Genomic DNA, 21910 nt, shown 5'->3' on the forward strand with positions numbered 1-21910 from the left:
GGAAGGGGCGCGCGTCCGCGTGGGCGCGGCCTGTGGCGCGGATGCGCCGCGCGCATCCACTGCCGTGCAGTGTCGCGCGTTACGTAGCCTACCTTGCTGTGGAAGGCAATGACGGACATGTCCGCCGGATAGGGTGGCGTCAGGCATCGTCGGGTTCCCGGAACAGTGCGTAGTAGGCCACCGGCACCACGACGAGGGTGAACGCCGTGGACGCGAACAGCCCGGTGATGAGCGCCCACGCCAACCCCGAGAAGATGGGGTCCAGCGTTATGGGCCATGCGCCGAGCGCCGTGGTGGCCGCCGTGAGCACGATGGGGCGCAGTCGCACCGCCGCGCTGGCCACGATGGCTTCGCGAAGCGGCAGGCCCTGCTTTTGCGCGTCGCGGATGAATTCGATGAGCACCAGCGAGTTGCGGATGACGATGCCACCGAGTGCGATCATGCCGATCATGGACGTGGCCGTGAAGAAGATGGGGTTTGGCAAGTCGCCCACGTCGCGCGCGAAGAGGACGTTTAGCAGCCAGAATCCCGGCATGATGCCGATGATGGTGAGCGGAATGGCGCTCATGATCAGCCCCGGCAGGGCGAAGGAGCGCGTCTGCGCGACGAGGAGCACGAAGATGCCGCCTAGCGCCGCCGCGAAGGCCAGCCCGAGATCGCGGAAGACGCTGAGGGTGATCTCCCATTCGCCCTCGCCCGCCCACTCCGCCGAAAGGCCGGGTGGCAGGGGCGAGCCGCGCAGGGTGCGCTGGAGGTCGATGACCGCGTCCACGGGCGAGCGCCCGGCCATTTCGCCATAGACGTAGGCCACGCGCCGCAGGTTCTTGTGGTGGATGGGCTGGTCCTCGGGTTCGGTAACGAAGTGTCCAAGCTCCGCCAGCTCCACCACGCCGTTCGGCGCTTCCGCCGCAGCCACGGGCAGTTGAAGCAGGCCCGCCGCCGAGGCGCGACGGTTTTGCGGCAGGCGAAGCACCACGGGCAGGGGCTGGCGTTCGCTTGGCAGGTGCACGGTGGCCGGTGCGTCGCCGGAGACGGCCATGTGCAGCGCGCAGGCCACGTCCTGTGCGCTGACGCCGTGCAGGGCGGCCTTTTCCCTGTCGAGGCGGAAGTTGAGCTGCGTGCGCGGCGTCTCGCCCGTGGTGTCCACGTCGCTCACGCCCGGCTCATCGCGCATGAGGTTCGCCACGTGGCGCGCTCCGGCGAGGAGTTGGGCGTTGGTCTTTTCCGGGCTGCCGTAGATTTCCGCCACCAGCGTCGAGAGCACGGGCGGGCCGGGCGGCACTTCCACGATCTTGATGTCCGCGCCAAGTTCGCGGGCCACGGCCTCCAGCTCCGGGCGCAGGCGCAGGACGATGGCGTGGCTCTGCTCGGCGCGGCGTTCGCGCTCGGCGAGGTTCACGCGGATGTCGGCGAGGTTCGGCGCGCTGCGTACGAAGTAGTGACGGACCATGCCGTTGAAGTCCATGGGCGAGGCCGTGCCCGCGTAGGTGACGAAGCTCTCCACCTCGTTGACGCGGCGCAGGACGTCCGTGAACCGGGAGATGGCGCGGTCCGTGGCCTCCAGCGGCGTACCCTCCGGCATGTCGATGACGATCTGGAATTCGTTGCGGTTGTCGAAGGGGAGCATCTTGAGCGGCACGAAGCGAAACGCCGCCAGTGCGCAGGATATGACGAGCAGGGCGGCGATGGCGCACCACAGGGCCATGCGCCGCCGTGGGGAATCGAGCAGCGGCGTGACCACGGCGGCGTAGATGCGCCGCACGCGCGGCGACGCGCCTTCGTCTGGCGAGGCTGTTGCCCCGCTCGCCGAACTCGCGTCCGCACCGGCCATGCCCCGCAGCAGCAGGAAGGACAGCCACGGCACCACGGTCAGCGCGGCTACGGTGGAAAAGGTCACCGTGAGCGGGACGTTGGCCGCCATGGGGGCCATGTACGGACCCATCATGCCTGTGATGAAGAACATGGGCGTGAAGGAGACGATGATGGCCAGCGTAGACATGATGACCGGCGGCAGCACCTCGGCCACGGCGGCCAGCGTGGCCTCGCGCGGGGGCAGATGCCCGAGGCGGATGTGGCGGCGGATGTTGTCCACGTTGGTGATGGGATCGTCCACCACGAGGCCGAGGGACAGGATGAGCGCGAAGAGCGTGACCCGGTTGATGGTGTACCCGAACACGTGGTTCACGAAGAGCGCCAGCGCGAAGCTCACCGGCACGGCCAGCGCCACCACGGCGGCCTCGCGTCGCCCGAGGGCCACGGTCAACAGCGCCACCACGGTCAGAATGGCCAGCCCCAGCGAGGAGAGCAGGTTGTCCACCTTGTCCTGCGCGGTGCGGCCGTAGTCGCGCGTGGTTTCCACGCGCACGCCGTGGGGCAGCACGTCGCGGACCAGCTCGTCCATCTTGGCGTGGACGTCGCGGGCCACGGTGACGGCGTTGGTGCCTTTTTTCTTGGATACGGCCACGGTGACGGCGGGAAATTCACGCCCCGCCTCGGATGCGGGGATGGTTCGCTCCACCTCCGCCCGCGCCGACAGCCCGAAGCGCACGCGGGAGACGGGTTCGGCCGGGCCGTCCGCGATGGTGGCGATGTCGCGCAGGTATACGGGGCGCGAGTCGAACACGCCCACCACCACTTCGCCAGCCTCTCGGGCGGAGGTCAGGAAGGCGTTGGTCCGCAGGGTGATGGCTGTGTTGGCGCTGTCCAGCGTTCCGGCTGTGGCCGAGGTGTCGGCGGCGGTGAGGGCGGCGCGTATGGCCTTGGGCGCGATGCCGAGGCCCGCCATGCGCTGCGGGTCTAACTCCACGCGGATTTCGCGGGGGCGTCCGCCGGTGACGCTGACTCGTGAGACGTTCTCGACCTCGGCCAGCCGCGCGAAGACCTCCTCGCCGATGCGGCGCAGGGCGTGATCGTCGAGGCGGTCCGAGTGCAGGGTCAGGGTGACGATGGGGACGTCGTCGATCTCCACCGGGCGCACCAGCCAGCCCGTCACGATGGACGGGACGAGGTCCTGATGCATGAGGATGGCGTTGTGCAGGCGGATGAGCGCCTTCTCCCGGTCCTCACCCACGAAGAAGCGCACCGTGGCCATGGCCGAGTCCCGCCGGGACACGGAATACACGTGCTCCACGCCGTCGATCTGCCACAGCAGACGCTCCAATGGCGTGGTGACGAGCTTTTCAACCTCGTCGGCCCCGGCACCCGGCACCTGCACGAATACATCGGCCATGGGCACGACGATCTGCGGTTCCTCCTCGCGCGGGGTGAGGAGAATGGCCGCGATGCCGAGCCCGAGGGCCGCAATGACCAGCAGCACGGACAGCCGCGTTTCGAGGAAGGTGTCCACCACCGCGCCGATGACGCCGCGCGGGGAGCGTGGCGCAGTCTCGTGCGACGACGCTGGATGGGGCGAGCCGCCCGTCGGTTCAGCGCACATTGCCGCCTCCGGGCAGGGCCACCACGTCGCCGTCCGACAGGCCGGAGAGCGCCTCGATCATGCCGTCGTACAGCGCGCCGGTCTTCACGTACACGCTGCGCCATGCGTCGCCGTCGAGGACGCGTACTGACTCAAGCTGCCCCACGCGGACAACGGCCTCGGGCGGGATGAGCACGGCGTGGCGCGAGCCGGACGGGATGAGCAGGCGTCCGAACATGCCGGGGTACACGCCGGGCGTTGCGGGCAGGCCGACCTTGACCAGAAAGGTTCGTGTGCGCGGATCGGCCGTCGGGACCACTTCCTCCACGGTTCCGGTGAGCTCTGCGTCCACCGCCGAGATGACCACATGCAGTTCGCGCCCCGGCCGGACGTCGGCGACGAGGCCTTCGCGCACGTGGGCCTCAAGGCGCAGCGCCCCCGGAGCGCGTCCCGCGCTTTGCAGGATGAACAGCGGCTTGCCGGGCACGGCGAGGTCTCCCGGTTCGGCGAGGCGGCGGGCCACTTCCGCATCCTCCGGAGCGCGGACGATGGTGTAGCCCTGTGAGATGCGTGCTTCCTCCAGCCGTTTGGCGGCGCTTTGCACGTTGGCCTCGGCGGCGCGCAGGCCGTCGCGGCTCTGGCCGAGGCGGGCCTCGGTCTGGAGGTATTCGGCCTCGGCGATTTCAAGCTCGCGCGAGGAAATGGCCTTCTCGTCGAAGAGCTGGCGCGAGCGGCGGTACTGCGCCTCGGCGCGGGTGAAGGCGGCGCGGGCCTCGTTTATGCCCTGCCGGGCCTGCTCGCGCGCCGCGTTGGCCGAGGCCAGCGCCTGCCGGCTCTGCTCCTCGCGGGCCGCGTATTCGCGGTCGTCCAGCACGGCGAGGACGTCCCCGCGCGAGACGCTGTCGCCCGCTGAGGCCTCGACCCGGAGGATGGTGCCGGTGACCTGCGCGTCGATGCGCGTTTCCGTGCGAGGGCGGACGGTGCCCACGGCTTCGTAGATTTCGGGAATGGTGCGCAGGTGCGCCGTGGCGTTGGCCGAGGGCGCGTCGGACGCGGTGGAGCGTGGCGAACTGCCCGGGGGGATGTCGTCCCGACAGGCGCAGATGGGCATGGCGAGGACGAGTGCCGCGACCAGCGCGGCGGAGCGAAGGGCGATGGACATGACCCCTCCCTGCGGTGGATTTGTGGCGGGCTGCCGTGATGACTCTTTGCGCGAAGCATAGCATGGACGCTTCGGCGAGGAAACGCAGAACATGCCGGAATGAAAGGGCTTCGCGCTATTTTCGCTGCTGACGGGGCACGGGGACGAATGCCGGGATTCCGGTCGCTGCGGCGTGCAGGAGGTAGAGGGCGCTTGTGGCCGTAAGGGCGAGCCACCAGCGGCTGTGGAAGGTGGACAGGACGAGGCTGCCGAGAAGCATGCCGACGAAGATGCTCTGCGTGACGCGCAGGATGCGCCGTGCCCGGTGATGCGCCATCATTTGTCATCCACCCCGAGTCTGCGCAGGACGGCCATGAGCGGGCAGGTGTCGGTGAAGGCGGACTGGAGCAGGTTCGCGCCCACGAAGGCCGTGAACAGGAGCCACCAGTTCGAGTGGACGACCGAAAGTCCCAGAGACAGCAGAATCATGGTTCCCGCGACACCGCGGGTGATGCGCTCGACGTGCATGGGGTGCCCTCCGTTTGGGTGTGCGCGGCTACTGTATACCAACTGGAGGGCGAGAGGAAGGTCTTCGGCGTCGGAAGTGCGGAGATCAGGCGTCGGAGGTGCTGCCCATGCCTTCGCGACGCAGGGGAACGCGCAGGAATGCGGCGAGCCTGTCGGCCACGGGCGGCGTCGGAATGGTGAGGGCGGAGCGGAAGTCCATGAGCGGGCGTGTGTCGCCGTCCACGTCCACGAGGATTTCGTGGCGGGTGACGTTGTCCTTGTGGATGACGCGGCGAATGGCGGAGAGGCGGCAACTGGCCTGACGTCCGATGTCCGTGGGCAGGATGCGGCGGGTGATGGTGAGGCGGCCGTTGGCCCTGTCACAGGTGACGGTGGTTTCGGTGAGCCCGCGCAACAGGCAGAACACGCAGGCCGCGCCGGTGACGGCAAGCCCTGTGTGCAGGCGCGAGTCCGCAAGCATGTCGAGGCGCAACAGGCCGAAGATGAAGGTGATGCCGAAGAATGCCGAGAGTGCGATGAGACCGATCGGACGCTCGACGAGCGTGAGACGTTCTCCGTTGCGGGAGACGGAGACGGATGGAACGGGCGGCATGGGCGGTCTGAACACGACGACCTCCTGAAGGACCGCGCGCCACGGCTGGAATGGCCGATGGTTCGCCAGTCCTGCGGGAAGTATACGACGTGGGGTGTCGCTTCGCAAGGGTGGGGCGGCGCGTTCCCTTGGCGGGTCAGCGGCGCAGGCGAGGGTCGAGAATGTCGCGCAGGGATTCGCCGAGCAGATTGTAGCCGAGCACCGTGAACAGGATGGCCAGACCGGGGAAGAACGACATCCACGGCGCGATGGTCAGCACGTCCTTGCCTTCCATGAGGATGTTGCCCCAGCTCGGCATGGGCGGCTGCACGCCGAGGCCGAGGAAGGACAGCGAGGACTCCACGAGGATGGCTCCGGCCACGCCGAGGGTGGCCGAGACCAGCACCGGGGCGATGGCGTTGGGCAGGATGTGCAGGGTGATGATGCGCACAGGACCAGCTCCAGCCACGCGCGCAGCGAGCACGAAGTCCCGTTCGCGCAGGGCCAGCGTTTCGGCGCGCACCAGCCGCGCCACGCCCATCCACGAGGTTAGGCCGATGACGACCATGATGTTGACGAGACTCGGTTCCAGAAAGGCGATGACCGCGAGGATGAGGAAGAAGGACGGGAAGCACAGCATCACGTCCACGGCGCGCATGATGATCTCGTCCACGATGCCGCCGAAGTAGCCCGCCGCCAGCCCGAGCGCCAGCCCGATGATGACGGACAGACCCACGGCCACGAAGCCCACCCACAGCGAGACGCGCGCGCCGTGCAGCATGCGCGAGAGCACGTCGCGCCCGAGGGCGTCCGTGCCCAGCGGATGCGCGGCGCTTGGCGCTTCGAGGATGTGCGACATGTCGAGCATCGTGGGATCGTGCGGGGCGAGCCACGGCGCGAGGATGGCGGCGATGGACATGCCGCCGACGATGACGAGCCCGGCCACGAGCAGGCCGTAGCGGTTCCAGAAGCGGGCGGTGGCAAGGGCTGCGATGTTCATCGGCCGTTCCTCCCGGCGCGGATGCGTGGGTCGGCCAGCCCGTAGGCCACGTCGGCCAGCAGGTTTCCGGCGAGGGTCAGGAGCGCGCCCAGAACGAGGTTGCCCATGATCAGCGGATAGTCCCGCGCCATGACGCCCTGATAGAAGAGCTGGCCGAGGCCGGGCAGGGCGAAGATGGATTCGATGATGACACTGCCGCCGATGAGTGCGGGCACGGACAGGCCGAGGATGGTGATGACCGGCAACAGCGCGTTTCGCAGTGCGTGTTTGAAGATCACCGTGCGGATGGGTAGGCCCTTGGCCTGCGCGGTGAGGATGTAGTCCTGCCGGAGCACTTCGAGCATGCTTGAACGCATGAAGCGCGACATGCCCGCGAGGCTACCGAAGGTGTAGATGAATATGGGCAGGGTCAGGTGGCGGGCGATGTCCCACATTTGGCCCCAGAATGTCAGGCTCGCGTGATTCATGGACGTAAGGCCGGATATGGGCAGAATGGGCCAGTAGATGCCGAGCAGGTACATGAGCAAAAGCGCCAGCCAGAAGCCCGGCATGGCGAAGCCGATGAACACGAGCACCGTGCTTGCCCTGTCGAACCACCCGCCCTGCCGCCACGCCGAGGCCACCCCGATGGGGATGGCGATGCACAGCGTGAGGATGAGCGATGCCACGTTCATGCCGAAGGTCAGAGGCAGGCGTTCGCGGATTTTGTCCCACACCGGGCGGTGGTCGCCGCTCATGGACTGGCCGAAGTCGAAGCGCGCCAGCCGCGACAGCCACGAGACGTACTGCTCGTGCAGGGGGCGGTCCAGCCCGTAGAGCGCTTCGAGCCGCGCCCGCGCGTCGGCCGAGGCCTCGGGATTGAGCGTGGTCTGGAGGTCGGTGGGCGAGCCGGGGGCGAGATGAATCACCACAAAGCTGACCGCCGTGATGCCCAGAAACACGATGCCCACCCATAGGAGCTTGGTGGCAAGTCGTTTGAGAATCGTCCGCATGCCTCCCTATGTAGGGCAAGACGTGCGTGGAATCAACGTCTTGCGCATCGGGAAGGGGCGGGGCGTTGGGGGATGGCGTGGCGGAAGTTGGAAAGAGGGCTGCGGGGTGGCTCGGGAGTGTAGAGAGGCGGCGGGATGAGGGGTGATGGTGGGGCGCGGCGTGCAGGTAGCGCGGGGTGATGGTGAGGGGCGCGCGGGCCGGGGCGTATCGTACGTGGCGGCATGCAAGCCGTGGCCTCCGGCGGCCAAGGGAGCGCGGCTCCCTTGGAACCCCGAATAGGGGAGGATGGGGCGTGGCAAAGAGCGCGAGAGCGTGTGTGGGGGCGGGGCGTCCCCGTGCTGAGCCGGGCACGGCGTGGCAGGGGGCGCATGTGATTTTCCGATGCGAAAGCCCGCCGGATGCGATGCGGTTTCGCGCGCCAGCCACTCCCCCGCGCACCCCCGCAGGCCGGGCCATTCCGGAAAATGCGGCCTCGGCCGAAAAAAAGTGCGTCAAAGTGAATTTTCCCTTTGACAAGTCGGCCTGGATAAGGCAAATCACAACTCGCCGTGGGGCTGTAGCTCAGTTGGGAGAGCGCTTGAATGGCATTCAAGAGGTCGGGAGTTCGATTCTCCCCAGCTCCACCACAAAAGATCATAAAGGCTTAGAAGGTTTTCCTTCTAAGCCTTTTTTCGTTGCATATGGAAAAATATGCGTATGAAATCAGGTGGATGGCGGATGTGCACGGCGAGGTTTTGCGATACACTGTCCATCTTGAACATGACGCTTCGTGGCTCGATAGCGCGGTCCTGCTTTTTTCAGCCTGAAATCGAAAGAGAAACCCTTTCAATTTTGGGAGAAGTTTGGCATGGGGATTCCCCGTGTAGGGCATGATCTCAATTCATCCAAGGGGACTTGATATGACAATATTAGGAACAGCCAAAACGGCATCTGCAAAGAAAATGATGCTTCTTGGCGGTGGCGAGCTTGGCAAGGAAGTTGTGATTGAGGCGCAGCGTCTTGGCATTGAGGTCGTCGTTGTTGATCGCTACGACGACACCCCCGCCATGCAGGTGGCGCATCGCTCGTATACCATGTCCATGTTGGATGGCGATGCGCTTCGCCGGGTTATCACACAAGAGAAGCCAGACTATATTGTGCCCGAGATCGAGGCTATCGCGACGTCCACGTTGGTCGAGCTTGAAAAGGAGGGATTCAATGTCGTCCCTACTGCCAATGCGACGAAGCTGACAATGGATCGTGAAGGCATTCGGCGTCTTGCTGCGGAGACGGTTGGCCTGCCCACCTCGCCGTACCGCTTCGCAGATACAGCAGAAGAATGCCGGGCTGCCGTGGCTGAAATCGGTATCCCCTGCGTGATCAAGCCCGTCATGAGCTCTTCTGGAAAAGGGCAATCCGTTGTGAAGAGTGAGGCCGACATCCAAAAGGCGTGGGAGTATTCTCAGTCTGGCGGTCGCACTGGTGAAGGGCGTATCATCATCGAAAAGTTTGTGCCTTTCGACTATGAAATTACCCTGTTAACCGTGCGCCACATTGATGGAACAACGTTCTGCCAGCCGATTGGGCATCGGCAGGAAAATGGGGATTACCGCGAATCCTGGCAGCCGCAACCCATGAGCGCGGCGGCCCTTGCGAAAGCACAGGAATATGCGCGCAAGATCACTGATGCCTTGGGTGGGCGCGGCATTTTTGGGGTTGAACTTTTCGTCAAAGGTGATGATGTCCTCTTCAGTGAAGTTTCCCCTCGCCCTCACGACACAGGCTTGGTGACGGTCATCTCTCAGGATTTAAGCGAATTCGCCCTGCATGTACGCGCCATTTTGGGCCTGCCGATTCCGGGCATTCGTCAATACGGAGCCGCTGCGTCGAGTGTGATCCTGTCTCATGGCACATCGGAAAAGCCCGCTTTTGAAGGCGTTGATGTCGCGCTTCGTGAGGCAGATACGAAGATTCTGATTTTTGGAAAAGGCGAATGCGCTGGAGTCCGTCGCCTTGGCGTCGCCTTGGCCCTTGCAGACGACGTTGAGAGCGCTGTGGAGAAGGCGAAGAGAGTGTCTTCGGCTGTGACTGTTTTGTATGAGTAGGGCTTTGAGCCTGTTGTATATTTCCCTTGATAATTCTAAAGCAAACGAATCACGTGCCTTGAATGGCATGTAAGACGTTGGGCGTTCGATTCTTCCCCGCTCAACCCCGCAACGACAGTACAAGGGCTTCAAGCAGATGCTTGAAGCCCTTTTTGCGTTTTGGGGCGTTGCTTCGTGTCTTGACATGTTCAGTCTTGAGATCGTGGCATGAACGCATGAAGTTTCAATGATCGCACCCACCATTCCCCATGTTCTGTTGCGTGTCATTGCGGGGGAGAGGAAAGATTTGTTGTTCTGGTCGGTCGTTAATTGCCCGCGGTCAATGCCCCGTATGGTTCTCCTACTGGTTCGTAGTCGCCTGCAGGCGTGCGGCACCAAAGTTGGCGTTGGCTCCCGATCTTTTCTGTGCCCTCTTCAATAGTGATTTCCACCTCTCGACACATGCAGTCCGCCTTGGCCGCGAGTTCATTCTGATCAATGGCGGATTCTGGTGTCTTGTGATCCCTGAGGGGGCTTTCCTGGGTGTATGAGAGATTGGCCTTTCTGTCCGGGGTCTTTTCGCTCTGCCAATCGGTATCCCCTTTTGCGTCGGCGTCGGCTGACTGCATATCCTGATTCAACTTGCGGCCCATGTCTTCCTTTTCTTCGTCCGAAAGGAGTTCGCCGAGCCACGATCCGACCAGATACCCTGCGCCGGCGCCGATCACGGTTCCAATGGCCTTTCCCGCGTTGTCACCGCCCAGTAGGTATCCTGCCGTACCACCAACCAATGCGCCAACGCTTTGCCCCATTTGCGTTCTGTTGCAGCCGGAAGCGATAAGCAATGACAAGGCAATTGTTAATATAATTTTTTTCATTGAACGGGTATGCCTTTATTTTGCAACTGCAGTAAGTTTGAATACGGCAAATTGGTTTGTGTTCTGTATCTTGTATCCAGGGTGGCCGATGCGTCCTGTGAGGTTTCCATGAATCGGACCGGCAAGTTCGAACAACTCATCGGCTTCCTTTGTCGCTAGGCCGCTTGCGGTTTTAGCGTGAATCTTGATGGTGCTGCCATTGATTTTACAAATTCCTTTCAGCACGGACATCCTGGGCTCCTCCACGCTGCGCAGGGTTGCATAGCTGTCCTGAAGTTTTCCATCAGGTGTAGCCATGAGTACCATTTCTCCCATGAATTCGTTTTTGGTCGTTGCGAATTCGAGATCGTAGCGCTTAACGAATACAGGGGCACCAGAGGCGATTTCAAGATCGCTGCCAAAAGCAACGAGGAGGCCATTGTCGTGCAGGAACAGTTCTTCCCATGTTGCCTTGTTTCTGACTTGATCCTTGACGCCAAAAACATAAAAGACGGCATTCCCAAGATCGAGGGAAAGGGCAGAACTGGCTTCCGGGTCGCCCATTCCTGAGTAGAGGATGACTCGTGTGGCCATGCCCGGCTCATACATGCGGTCTTCGTCCGCTGCGAGGGAGCTCATGACGCTCTTGTGCTTGTCCCGCAGTGCCTCGGTCTTGCCTTGCTCGTAGATTTTGCCTAGCGCGGCGCCGACCTGGTTGCGGAAGAACTGTTGTTGTTCTGGCAACTGCTCAAGCGGGTCTTCGGAGAAGAGTGTGTTCATCAGACCGCGCCCTTCCTTCAGCCGTGTAATTTCGTCAGGGGGATAATCGGGCCAGTATCCTGTCCAGACTTCCTCGACCATGCACTTCGAGGGATCTAGGCCGAGAATGACGAGCTTTTCTCCGGGCATGAGTGAGCCAGCAAGTTTGGAGTCGATGCGCTTTGCCCACGTGACGTCTCCGTCTATCATCATAGTTGTATCTATGTAGACCAACGTTTGGCGCACGCTGTTTTGCCCTTTGAACGCTCCAAGGTCTGGAATCCCAGAGCCGAGCAAGGCATGCGCGTTGATTGGTGCGCCCATGAGCAAGAACATGATCAGCGACAGATGCGTGATGAGTTTCCACATAGTCATGTCTCCTACCAGCGGATCAGTTGTGTCACCTGGTCCCCGTTGAGGCGGGGGGTCAGTCTTTCGAATTCGACTCTGGTCATAGGGTGGTTGCTGTCGTCGTAGAATGTGGCCTGGTTCTTATTTGCGAAATCAGCAAGGTGGCGTTTGTATACGATAAGGAGGCGATTCGTCTCGTTGGCGATGTCGTTTGTGACCTTGCCTTTTCTTTCCTGAATGCGAAGATAGAGATCCAAATGGGTTCCCAGGTCTTCTTTGATTGCCTTCATCTCGTTTCGGACACGCTCTCTTTCAACGCTTCGGCTTGCCTCGTGCGCCTTTACATTGGAGTCTCTTGTTTTTGTAATTCTGTTTAGCGCGTGATCTGCTTTGATCTTGTATCGGGCGGCGTCTTCATACTCTGGGTTTTTGTCATGGAAGAGTGTGGCGACCCAAACGCTGATTCCCCATACTGCGGCATTGAAGCCAAGGCTTGTCAACGCTGAAGCATATGGAGCCATGCCTAAACCTGTAGCCTGACCTCCAAGGATATTGGTGCCCGTTGCCGCGAGTCGTACGGCCATCATGTTTGCAACGGCGATATAGCGAACGAAGTAGATGGAGACGAAAGCTATGACGAGAAATACGGACGCAACAATGAATTGCCATCCAAGAGTTCGCTTCTGCTCTCCAGTGCGGTGGCTGCCGAAGTAGTAGTTGTATTGCTTGAGCGTCTTGCCATGTTCGTGAGATGCCCATGCTACAACCCCACCCACGGCGGCGCTGGCCGCGAAGGCGAAAGCGGGAATATTCATGAAATCGACGAGGAAGCGGTAGTTGATCATGATTTCGCCGGAGGCAACCACGAGCAGGAGTATTCCATACATCCAAAGCGATCGTACGGTTGGCTGGCGGTTGCCTTCGGCCTGGCGCAGGCTTTTGTAGCGCTTTTCGGCGTCCTGGGCTTCCTGTTTCGCTCCACTATACCCGGCAGTGTTGTTTAGTACGCTATCCTCATCTCTTTTTTTTTGATCAACGAGCTCATCCACATCGCGATATTTGTTTTCGAGATTGCAGTATTCTTCGATTTTGCTCATATGTGGAGTAATTGATGATATGAAATCACTATATGCTCGCTGGAACGAGCGTAGAGCATCAAGTGCGAAGCCAGTGCATACAGCTTCCATGCTTCTCGTCATTCCTTGGTTGTCGCACAGTATTTCGCTACGAAGAGCTTCCCTCTGGGCTGCCTGTTTGACCTCTGCTTCGGCTTCGCTAGTATCTGGAATGTTCCATGCGATGCACTGATCGAAGTGTGTGCGGATTTCATTCATTTCGGAATCGCTTTCGATTTCGCTCATGCGTATTCTCCTGATTAATATACTTCGATGCTTTTATGGTTGGTAAGATATGTTTGGACGCTTTTGTGTTTAGCTGTTTCCAGTGTTCCCTCTAGGGGTGCGATCCTGTGCTCATCCGTGAGCTGCATTACTTGGAGGTCGTTTATCCCTTTTCGAGATTCGTCCTCCGCGATGGACGTAGATTTCTCGCGTATGGTGACTGAGCCATGATCTTGCTCTTCGATGCAGGTGGCACAGAAGTCCACCTCGCTGACGACGTTAAGGTTGGCCTGCAAGCTTGAGGAGAGGAGAAATTCGACTCGCCGATTCCTAGCGCGTCCCTCGGTGGTCTTGTTTGACGCGACGGGTTGCATTTCGCCAATTGCTACCGTGGACATTTGACGGGTGCGGACCCCTCGCGTGAGGAGGGCCTTCATGACGTTCGTTGCCCTGCGCAGTGAAAGCGCCATGTTGTATCCTTGTGTCCCCCTGCTGTCGGTATGCCCAAGGAGCAGGAGTTGAGTGTCTGGCATGTCACGCTTCATCATCTCCGACATGAGCTCCAGTATTCCTTCGCAATCCTTGCGTGGTTTGTCAGAGTCGAATGCGAAAAAGACAGCGCTGTCGAATCGAATCCGGATTACGGGTGTCGCATGATTGATGCCGTCGATTACGCCAGGCTCAACCTGAAAGCTGCTGACTTCCGGTTTGTTCCCGATTTTTAGCATGGCAACGAGTCGCTCCAGACGGTTGACACGGTCTTGCCATTCTCGTTGCGCTGTCAGCGGGAGCGTGTCGACTTGAAGTTTTCGAATCGGTGTTGTGGGGGCAGTCGCGACGCGTGGCGTGTTGGCAATGTGCGGCTGTACGTCGGGGCCTTTCGGTTGGCAGCCGTAAGAGAACCCGACAAGGAGAATGGCGAGTGCGAGATGATGAATGCGCATTATCGGCCTCGTGGGGGGATTAGTGGGCGTTAAGCGCTTCTGCTTACTAAAATACTGTCCAATAAATCAAGTATGCCGGTCTGTTTGGGATACATGTTTTCCGATGTTTATTTTGGGGACATTGGGGGCAGGCTCCTTGTTTTGGGCGTTATGGTTGTTGTGATCTGCAGGTTCCATGAATTGATTTGTCACCAAAGATGATTCAGATTGATTTTTTTGATCGATAATGAGCAGTGATCCGCCTGAGTTGATGTGACGCAGAATTTGTATACTCTGCTTGTTTTGTAACGCTGAAATGGGAACGGGCTGTTGAATTCGAGCGTCGTTGTGTCTAGCGTACAAGAGGAGATTGTTCGACAATGATGATGTCAGTGTTGAAAAAGACGAAGTATTCCATGATGGTGCGCATGTTTGCGGCCGTTTTTGTCAGCCTGCTTCTCGCTGGCTGTTCCGAGCCGCCAGCGCCTGCCGTGTCGCGCATTCCTGCCGTGAAGACGCAGGTCGTTGCTGGGCAGGGGTGGAATGTGTCGCGCACGTTTTCCGCCGTGGTCGAAGCCGGTGAATCCACCCGTCTCGCCTTTCCCATGAAGGGGACCGTGGCCGAGGTGAATGCCGAGATCGGCGATTCTGTCGAGGCCGGGAAGGTGCTTGCCGCCCTTGATCCCGTGCCCTTCGACAATGCCGTGCGTTCAGCCAGCGCGCAGGTGCGCTCGGCCCAGTCGTCACTGTTGCAGGCCACGGAGCAGTATCGCAGGCTCCAGACCCTCTACGGGCAGGGCATCGTGCCCAAGGCGGAACTCGACAAGGTGCGCGACGCGCGCATCGGGGCCGAGAGTTCGCTGGATCTCGCCCGCACGCAGCTTGAAAATGCCCGCGAGGATCGGCGGCGCACGAGCATCGTCGCGCCGTTTTCCGGCCGCATCTCCGCGCGTAGTGTCGAGCGCTACGCCGAGGTCAATCCCGGCGATGTCGTTTTCGAACTGGTGGGCCTGTCCGGTCTGAAGGGCAGGGCGCTGGTGCCCGAGGGTGTTGTGCGTGAACTGCACGTGGGCGGCGAGGCCACCGTGTCCTTCCCGACGCTGCCGGGCGTGGGGCTGAAGGGAACCATTTCCGAGATCGGTGCGGTGACCGAGGCCGGGAACGCCTTCCCCGTCTATGTGACCCTCGACGAGGGCGAGACGCGTTCGGCGGGCATTCTCGTCGGCATGGCGGCTTCGGTGAGCTTCCGCATGCAGGGTGCGGGCGGGCAGCCCGTGTTTCTCGTCCCCGTGTCCGCGCTGGCCATGACCGATCTGCCGCGTCTGTCCTCCGAGGGCGGAACCGGCGGGCGCGCGCCCATCTATATCTTCGACGCCGAGGCCGGAAAGGTGAGCCTGCGGCTGGTGGAGGTGCAGGGTATGCAGGGCAATCTGCTCGCCGTGTCGTCCGGTCTGACGCAGGGCGAGGAGGTTGTGGTGGCCGGGGCGAGCTTCCTCAAGGACGGCATGGAGGCCCGGCGCTGGGTGCCGGAAACCCCGCGCGAGGAGATCGACTTCGTCACGCGCGGCACGCAGCCGGAGAAGGAGAACTAGGCCATGGGTTCCGTGGTTCGCCTTACCATCGAACGGTCGCGGATGACCATCTTTCTGCTCGTCGTGCTCGTGCTGGCGGGAGTTGGCGTGTATTTCGATCAGGCCCGGCAGGAGGATCCGGAGATCACCATCCGCAAGGCGCAGGTCGTGGTGCGTTTTCCGGGGCTGCCGCCCGAGCGCGTGGAGAAGCTCCTCGTGCAGCCCATCGAGGAAGCCATCAAGACCATCCCCGAGGTGGAAAACATCGAGTCCATGTCCATGACTGGTATGGGCATCATCATGCCCGAGGTGGGCGACGCGTATTTCGACCTCGCCCCCATTTGGGCCGATTTGCGCAACAAGATGGACGACCTCGCCCCGAGTCTGCCGCAGGGCACGCAGGGGCCGATGGTCAACGACGATTTCGGTCGGGTGGCCGTCATCACCCTCGCCCTGACCGGCGACGGATTCAGCCCCCGCGAATTTCGTTGGATGGCCCGCGAAATGCGCGACCAACTGGTCAACGTGCCGCTGGTGGCCAAGGTTGACCTCTACGGCATTCAGGACGAGCGCATCTGGCTGGAATTCGACCCCGTGCGGCTGAACCGCATCGGCATGCAGCCTGCGGTCCTCATCTCCGAATTGCAACGGCGAAACGTCATCCTGCCCGGCGGCAGCGTGGCCGCGTCGGGCATGAAGATCATCATCCAGCCCACGGGCAGTTTCGACACGCTGGACGACATCCGGGGCGTGCCCATTCCCGTGTCCGGCGGCGGTACCGTGTACCTTGGCGACCTGTGCGAGGTGCGGCGCGGATACGTCGATCCGCCCAAGGCTCCCGTGCTTTACAACGGACGTCCGGCCGTGGTGCTGGCGCTGTCCATGGTGGCGAATTCCAACATCGCGGAGCTGGCCCGCAACGTCGAGGCGGTCATGCCCGGCATCCGGGCCGATCTGCCGCTCGGCATGGAGCTGTCCGTCATCAACTACCAGCCGGACCTCGTGGCCGAGGCCGTGGCCGGAGCCACCGAAAACCTGTTCCAGACCATCGGCGTGGTGCTGGTGGTGGTCATGGTCTTTTTGGGCTGGCGCACCGGCCTCATCGTCGGCACGGGCATTCCGCTCACGGTCATGGTGGTGCTGGTGGGCATGTCCATGTGGGACGTCGCCATCCATCGCATTTCCATTGCGGCCATCATCGTGGCGCTTGGCCTGTTGGTGGATAACGGCATCGTCATGGCCGAGGACATCCAACGCAGGCTGAGCCTCGATCCGGACCGCATGAAGGCCGCTACGGAGGCGGCGCGCTCGCTGGCCGTGCCGCTGCTGATCAGTTCGCTGACCACGGTCCTCGCCTTCCTGCCGCTCATGCTGGCCGAGAACACATCCGGTGAATTTCTCGCCTCGCTGACGCAGGTGGTCATCCTCGCGCTTTTGGGCTCGTGGTTTCTGTGCATCAGCGTGATTCCCGCCTTCTGCTACTGGTTTCTGCCCGCGCCAGCAGAGGGCCACGGCGGGGAGGAGCGCCCGACGGGCCGGGCCTATGTCTTCTACGAGCGGATTCTCAAGGCCGCCCTGCGGCAGCGGGTGCTGGTGGTCGTGGCGATATTCGCCGCGGTGGCCGGATCGCTGGTGCTCATGGGCGGCGTGAAGCAGCGCAATATGCCGCCGTCGGAGCGCAACCAGTTCACCATCTCCCTGTCGCTTCCGGCCGGGAGCGAGGTCGCGGAGACCATGCGCGTGGCCGGGCGGCTGGCGGATTTCCTGTCGGATTCCGAGCGCAATCCGGAGATCACTGGAAACGTGGCCTACATCGCCTCGGGCGGGCCGCGCTTCTTCCTTGCCCTTCAGCCGCCGGACCCGCTGGAGAACAGCGCCTTCCTCGTCGTCAACGTGCGTGATTACGCGGAGATGACGGGCGTCATGGAGCGCGTGGAGGACTACATGGCCGAGCAGCTTCCCGAGGCGCGCGGGCGCACGGAGACGCTGTTCCTCGGCGCGTCGCCCATCGGTACCGTGGAGGTGCAGATCACCGGCCCGGACGTGGCGGCGTTGCAGGTGCTGTCCGAAAAGGTGCTCGACGTCTACCGCGCCGTGCCCGGCGTGATCGGTCTGCGTAGCGACTGGGAGAACCCCGTGCTGTCCGTGCGGGTGGAGGTGGATCAGGAGTTGGCGACGCGGGCCGGGTTGTCCAGCGAGAGCATCGCCCGGACGCTTTCTGCCACGCTGGACGGTTACGGCGTGTCCGAGTTCCGGGAGGGCGAGAACGTCATCCCGCTTCTGGTTCGTTCCCACGGCGGTTCGCGGACAACGCTCGACGAACTGCGCTCCGTGGAGTTCTATTCCGATGCGCTGGGGACCTCGGTGTCCCTGCCGCAGGTGGCGAAGCTGCGTGGCGTGGTGGAGCCGAGCATCATCCGGCGTCTGGACCAGAAGCGCACCGTGACCATTGCGGCCCGGCATCCGGATATGAGTTCCATGGATCTCTATCGGGCCTTGCAGCCGGGGCTGGACGCCATCGACCTGCCGGAGGGCTACGCCCTTGCCCCGGCGGGCGAGGTGGTGGACTCCGCCGAATCGCAGGGCGAGCTGTTCAAGTACGCTCCGCACTGCCTGCTGGGCATCCTTGCGCTACTCATCCTGCAATTCAATACGTTCAGGGACCCGCTTCTGGTGATGTCCACCATTCCGCTCATTCTCGTCGGCTCGGTGCTGGGGCTTTTGGCCTTCAACGCGCATTTCGAGTTTCCGGCGCTTCTGGGCATCTTTTCGCTGGCGGGCATCCTCATCAATAACAGCATCGTGATGATCGACCGCATCAATCAGGAGCGCGCGGAGGGAGTCTCCGTGCGCGAGGCCGTGGTGTCTGCGGCGCTCATCCGCGTGCGGCCCATCATCATCACCACCACGACGACGGTGGTCGGCCTCATCCCGCTGGCGCTTCTCGGCGGCGAGTTCTGGTACGCCATGTCCATCGTCATCATGTGCGGGCTGGCCGTGGGCACGCTCATGACGCTCTTCTTCGTGCCGGTGACCTATTCGCTGCTGCATCCGGAGCGTGCGGCATGAGCGCGATGCCAATCGGGACGTGGAATCGGTTTGGTGGCAGATCGGATGGGGGCGGGAGAAAGACGCTTGCGCTTCTGCGGAAAGTGATTAGATAGGTGCGCATGCAAGAATTTGAATCCCCCATCATCATAGATGCCGAAAAGTGTGTCGCCTGCGGGCTGTGCGCCAAGGATTGCCCGCTGGGCGTGATTGTCGTGGACAAGGAGGCCGGTTCGGCCGCTCCGCATCCCAAGCGGGCGGAGCGCTGTTTCGCGTGCGGCCACTGCATGGCCGTGTGCCCCACCGGAGCCATCCGCCTTTCGCGGTTCGGCGGCCGCGAGGCCATCCCCGTGCGGAGCGAACTGGCTGTGACTCTCGATCAGGTCGAGCAGTTCATGCGTTCGCGGCGGTCCGTGCGCGCCTTCAAGGCGCAGGCTCTGGAACGCGCTGTGCTGGAGCGCCTCATGGGCGTGACGGCTTATGCTCCGTCCGGTCACAACGAGCGCAAGGTGGAGTGGGCCGTGGTGGCCACGCCCGAGGCCGTGCAGACCGTCTCCCGCATGGTGGCGGACTGGATGCAGCTGAAGGTTGATGAGAAGCACCCGCTGGTGCAGTCCCTGCACTTGCGTGGCGTGGTGCGGGCCTGTAGGGCCGGGGCGGATCTCATCTGCCGCAATGCGCCCGCGCTGGCGCTGGCTCATGCCCCGCGCGAGGGAGCGACTCCGGCGGAGGACGCCGTCATCGCCGCGAGCCACGTGGAACTGGCCGCCCATGCCGCCGGTCTTGGCGCATGCTGGGCCGGGTACGTGACCCACGCCGTGAACGGCCACCAGCCGCTGGCGGAGTACCTCGGCATTCCCGAGGGGCACGTGGTTTACGCCACGCTGATGCTCGGGCATCCCGCCGTGCGCTACGCGGCCATCCCCCCGCGCGAGATGGGCGGCGTGAACTGGGTGGAATAGCGCGACAGACGACTGAATATGACAGGGGCGGCCTTTGGGCCGCCCCTTTTTTGTTTGATGCTTCGGCGTGTTCCGAATCGCGGTGGGAAGGTGTATCCTGCCGGGAGTGGCGGATGAATCCGGCGGCGAGAGCGCGCTAGACTTTCGCGATTGGCGTCCTACGCAGGCGGACGATGCTGTCCAGCATGTACAGGGCCACACCCGCCCAGATGAAGGCGAAGGTGCCCAGATGCGCGGCGGTGAATTCCTCGCCGTAGACGAAGACGCCGAGGGCGAACATGCCGGTGGGGCTCAGGTATTGGAGGACGCCCACCGTGGTCAGGCGAAGGCGTCGTGCGCCGAAGGCGAAGGCCGCCAGCGGCAGCGAGGTCACCGCGCCAGCGCCCACGAGCAGCGCGTCCATGGCGAGAGTTCCGTGGCCGAGGGCGGCCAGCCCCTGCGATTCGCGAAACAGCAGAAATGCCGCGGCCGGGACGCCCATGATAGCCGTCTCCACGAACAGGCCGGGCAGGGCCTCGGTATTCACGATCTTGCGCACCAGCCCGTACAGGCCGAAGGTGACGGCCAGCACGAGGGCTATCCACGGGATGCGTCCGAACTGCCACAGCTCCAGCAGCACGCCGCACACGGCGAAGCCGATGGCGAGGCCCTGCACGCGGTTCAGCCTGTCGCGGAAGAAGATGAAGCCGAGCAGCATGCTGACCAGCGGGTTGATGTAGTAGCCGAGGCTCGACTCCACGATGTGGGCGTTGTTCACGGCCCAGATGTAGACGAACCAGTTGGAGCCGACGAGCAGCGCCGAAACCGTGAGCAGCCCCGTGGTGCGCCGGTCCGCGAGGATGGTGCGGATTTCGCCGAGTCTGTGCGTCGCGGCGAGAAGCAGCGCGACGAAGGGCACTGACCACACGATGCGGTGGCAGAGAATTTCTGCGGCGGGCACGGTGCCGAGCGCCTTCCAGTAGATGGGTAGCAGGCCCCATGCTGCAAAGGCAGCGGCGGCGGCTAGTCCGCCGATGCGTGCGGCGGATGCGGAGTGGGTCATGACGGGGAATCCTTGAAGAAGAAGTGTTGCAAATGCACAATACTATGCCCTGCGATGGCGTGTTTTGTGAAGAGGGAAGTCGCCGCGAGGCGGGGAGAGCATGATGGAGAATGACGCGAGAACGCGTTGCCCGTGGGCCGCGAAGCCGGAGATCATGACGCGTTATCACGATGAGGAGTGGGGCGTGCCGGTGCACGACGACCGCAGGCATTTCGAATTCCTCGTGCTTGAGGGCGCACAGGCTGGGTTGAGCTGGTTGACCATCCTCAAGCGGCGCGAGGGCTACCGCGAGGTTTTCGCGGGGTTCGACCCGCAGGCCGTGGCGCAGTTCGACGAGGCGCACATGGAGGCGCTCGCCGCCGATTCGCGCATCATTCGCAATCGTGCGAAGATTCGTGCAGCAGTGGGCAATGCGCGGGCCTTTCTCGCCGTGCAGGCGGAGTACGGCTCGTTCGACGCATACCTCTGGGGATTCGTGGACGGGCGGCCCATCGTCAACGCGTGGCGCACGCAGGCGGAACTCCCCGCGCAGACGCCGCTTTCCGAAACCATTTCGAAGGACCTCAAGCGGCGCGGATTTCGCTTCGTGGGGCCTACGGTGATGTATGCGCACATGCAGGCCGTGGGATTGGTCAACGATCATCTCGTGTCGTGCTTCCGGTACGCCGAGTTGGCCGCTACCCGTACAGCCATGCCGCAATGCGGGAAGGGTTGACAAATTTCCGCAAGCACATCAAGCCATTGCCAAACATGCCGCACGGGCGGCTCAATGCGGGAGATTTCAATGCGCAAGATCGTCGTTTCGTTTTTGGGGCGCGATTGCCCCGGCGTGCTGCACAGCGTTGCGGACCTGCTGTGCGGCCTTGATTGCAACATCGAGGAAATCACCCAGACCATCCTGCAAACGGAATTCGCGATGATCCTCATCGCCACGCTTCCCGATGGGCTGGAAATGGCCGAATTGGATAAGCGGCTCGCCGCCGGACTTGAAAAGTACGACATGAGCTACACCCTGCGCGAGTTCGGCGAGGACGCCTGCGCCGTGCCCCGCACCACGCAGCCCTTCGTGGTCACCCTCAACGGGCAGGACCGTCGCGGCATCATTGCGGGCATCAGCGGCGTTCTGGCCCGCTTTGGCGTGAACATCGAGAACCTCAAGGCCGTGCCCCGCGAGGACGCCGCCGGGATGGTGGTCATCGGGTTCGAGATCGCGCTGCCCGATGCCGTGGACCTGCCAGTCTTTCGCCGCACGCTCAAGGAGGAGGCCGCCCGTCTGGGCATGGACGCCACCCTCCAGCACCGTGATATCTTCGAGGCCATGCACCGCGTGCAGCCCCTGTAGGGCC

At 62.7% G+C, this 21910-nt stretch carries 18 protein-coding genes and 1 tRNA gene; 7 read left to right on the top strand and 12 right to left on the bottom strand.

Annotated elements, in window-relative coordinates; all coding sequences use genetic code 11:
- Positions 1-139: 139 nt before the first annotated feature.
- The 7 genes from GGQ74_RS09900 to GGQ74_RS09930 form a co-directional block, all read right to left on the bottom strand.
- Positions 140-3436, bottom strand: a complete 3297-nt coding sequence (locus GGQ74_RS09900) for an efflux RND transporter permease subunit (protein WP_167941398.1) — start codon at positions 3434-3436, stop codon at positions 140-142.
- Positions 3426-4577 (bottom strand): efflux RND transporter periplasmic adaptor subunit, encoded by a 1152-nt coding sequence (locus tag GGQ74_RS09905; protein ID WP_167941399.1) that lies wholly within the window; start codon positions 4575-4577, stop codon positions 3426-3428. Before GGQ74_RS09905 ends, GGQ74_RS09900 begins: the two co-directional genes overlap by 11 nt.
- 115 nt (positions 4578-4692) lie before the next feature.
- Positions 4693-4896, bottom strand: coding sequence for a hypothetical protein (locus tag GGQ74_RS09910; protein WP_167941400.1), 204 nt, complete (start codon positions 4894-4896; stop codon positions 4693-4695).
- Positions 4893-5084, bottom strand: coding sequence for a YgaP family membrane protein (locus tag GGQ74_RS09915; protein WP_167941401.1), 192 nt, complete (start codon positions 5082-5084; stop codon positions 4893-4895). The genes GGQ74_RS09910 and GGQ74_RS09915 overlap by 4 nt, the downstream gene beginning before the upstream one ends.
- Positions 5085-5169: 85 nt before the next feature.
- Positions 5170-5691: a hypothetical protein gene (locus GGQ74_RS09920; RefSeq protein ID WP_167941402.1), complete on the bottom strand. Its 522-nt coding sequence runs from the start codon at positions 5689-5691 to the stop codon at positions 5170-5172.
- A 121-nt stretch (positions 5692-5812) separates the two neighbouring features.
- The gene (locus tag GGQ74_RS09925; protein WP_167941403.1) at positions 5813-6655 is read right to left on the bottom strand and encodes an ABC transporter permease; all 843 of its coding nucleotides are present in this window, start codon (positions 6653-6655) and stop codon (positions 5813-5815) included.
- Positions 6652-7647 carry an ABC transporter permease gene (locus GGQ74_RS09930; RefSeq protein ID WP_167941404.1) on the bottom strand — a complete coding sequence of 332 codons (996 nt, stop codon included), beginning with the start codon at positions 7645-7647 and terminating at the stop codon, positions 6652-6654. Before GGQ74_RS09930 ends, GGQ74_RS09925 begins: the two co-directional genes overlap by 4 nt.
- A 551-nt stretch (positions 7648-8198) precedes the next feature.
- Between GGQ74_RS09930 and GGQ74_RS09935 the strand changes: the two genes are divergently transcribed.
- Both GGQ74_RS09935 and purT read left to right on the top strand, forming a co-directional pair.
- Positions 8199-8274 (top strand) — tRNA-Ala (locus GGQ74_RS09935).
- 273 nt (positions 8275-8547) lie between these two features.
- Positions 8548-9732 carry a formate-dependent phosphoribosylglycinamide formyltransferase gene (purT, locus tag GGQ74_RS09940; RefSeq protein WP_167941405.1) on the top strand — a complete coding sequence of 395 codons (1185 nt, stop codon included), beginning with the start codon at positions 8548-8550 and terminating at the stop codon, positions 9730-9732.
- Between the two features lie 305 nt (positions 9733-10037).
- On the opposite strand, the gene GGQ74_RS16175 is transcribed toward purT, so the two are convergent.
- Genes GGQ74_RS16175 through GGQ74_RS09960 form a run of 4 tightly spaced genes read right to left on the bottom strand, consistent with a single transcriptional unit; the run spans position 10038 to position 13962 of the window.
- The gene (locus GGQ74_RS16175; protein ID WP_209280147.1) at positions 10038-10589 is read right to left on the bottom strand and encodes a glycine zipper 2TM domain-containing protein; all 552 of its coding nucleotides are present in this window, start codon (positions 10587-10589) and stop codon (positions 10038-10040) included.
- A gap of 15 nt (positions 10590-10604) precedes the next feature.
- Entirely contained in the window at positions 10605-11696 is a 1092-nt protein-coding gene (locus tag GGQ74_RS09950) for a hypothetical protein (protein WP_167941406.1), read from the bottom strand.
- An 11-nt stretch (positions 11697-11707) separates the two neighbouring features.
- The gene (locus GGQ74_RS09955) at positions 11708-13039 is read right to left on the bottom strand and encodes a hypothetical protein (protein WP_167941407.1); all 1332 of its coding nucleotides are present in this window, start codon (positions 13037-13039) and stop codon (positions 11708-11710) included.
- Between the two features lie 14 nt (positions 13040-13053).
- The gene (locus GGQ74_RS09960; protein WP_167941408.1) at positions 13054-13962 is read right to left on the bottom strand and encodes an OmpA family protein; all 909 of its coding nucleotides are present in this window, start codon (positions 13960-13962) and stop codon (positions 13054-13056) included.
- Between the two features lie 359 nt (positions 13963-14321).
- Here GGQ74_RS09960 and GGQ74_RS09965 point away from each other — a divergent pair, with 359 nt between their 5' ends.
- From GGQ74_RS09965 to GGQ74_RS09975, 3 genes are all read left to right on the top strand, one after another.
- On the top strand, positions 14322-15533 hold the full coding sequence (locus GGQ74_RS09965) for an efflux RND transporter periplasmic adaptor subunit (protein ID WP_167941409.1): 1212 nt from the start codon (positions 14322-14324) through the stop codon (positions 15531-15533).
- Between the two features lie 3 nt (positions 15534-15536).
- Positions 15537-18581, top strand: coding sequence for an efflux RND transporter permease subunit (locus GGQ74_RS09970; protein ID WP_167941410.1), 3045 nt, complete (start codon positions 15537-15539; stop codon positions 18579-18581).
- A gap of 101 nt (positions 18582-18682) precedes the next feature.
- A complete protein-coding gene (locus tag GGQ74_RS09975; RefSeq protein ID WP_167941411.1) occupies positions 18683-19522 on the top strand; it encodes a nitroreductase family protein in 840 nt (279 codons plus the stop codon).
- A 136-nt stretch (positions 19523-19658) separates the two neighbouring features.
- On the opposite strand, the gene rarD is transcribed toward GGQ74_RS09975, so the two are convergent.
- Positions 19659-20564 carry an EamA family transporter RarD gene (gene rarD, locus GGQ74_RS09980; RefSeq protein WP_167941412.1) on the bottom strand — a complete coding sequence of 302 codons (906 nt, stop codon included), beginning with the start codon at positions 20562-20564 and terminating at the stop codon, positions 19659-19661.
- A 100-nt stretch (positions 20565-20664) separates the two neighbouring features.
- Here rarD and GGQ74_RS09985 point away from each other — a divergent pair, with 100 nt between their 5' ends.
- Both GGQ74_RS09985 and GGQ74_RS09990 read left to right on the top strand, forming a co-directional pair.
- The gene (locus GGQ74_RS09985; RefSeq protein ID WP_167941413.1) at positions 20665-21279 is read left to right on the top strand and encodes a DNA-3-methyladenine glycosylase I; all 615 of its coding nucleotides are present in this window, start codon (positions 20665-20667) and stop codon (positions 21277-21279) included.
- A 69-nt stretch (positions 21280-21348) separates the two neighbouring features.
- Positions 21349-21906: a glycine cleavage system transcriptional repressor gene (locus GGQ74_RS09990; RefSeq protein ID WP_167941414.1), complete on the top strand. Its 558-nt coding sequence runs from the start codon at positions 21349-21351 to the stop codon at positions 21904-21906.
- The last annotated feature ends 4 nt before the right edge of the window (positions 21907-21910 follow it).

Source organism: Desulfobaculum xiamenense (assembly GCF_011927665.1).
GTDB lineage: Bacteria > Desulfobacterota > Desulfovibrionia > Desulfovibrionales > Desulfovibrionaceae > Desulfobaculum > Desulfobaculum xiamenense.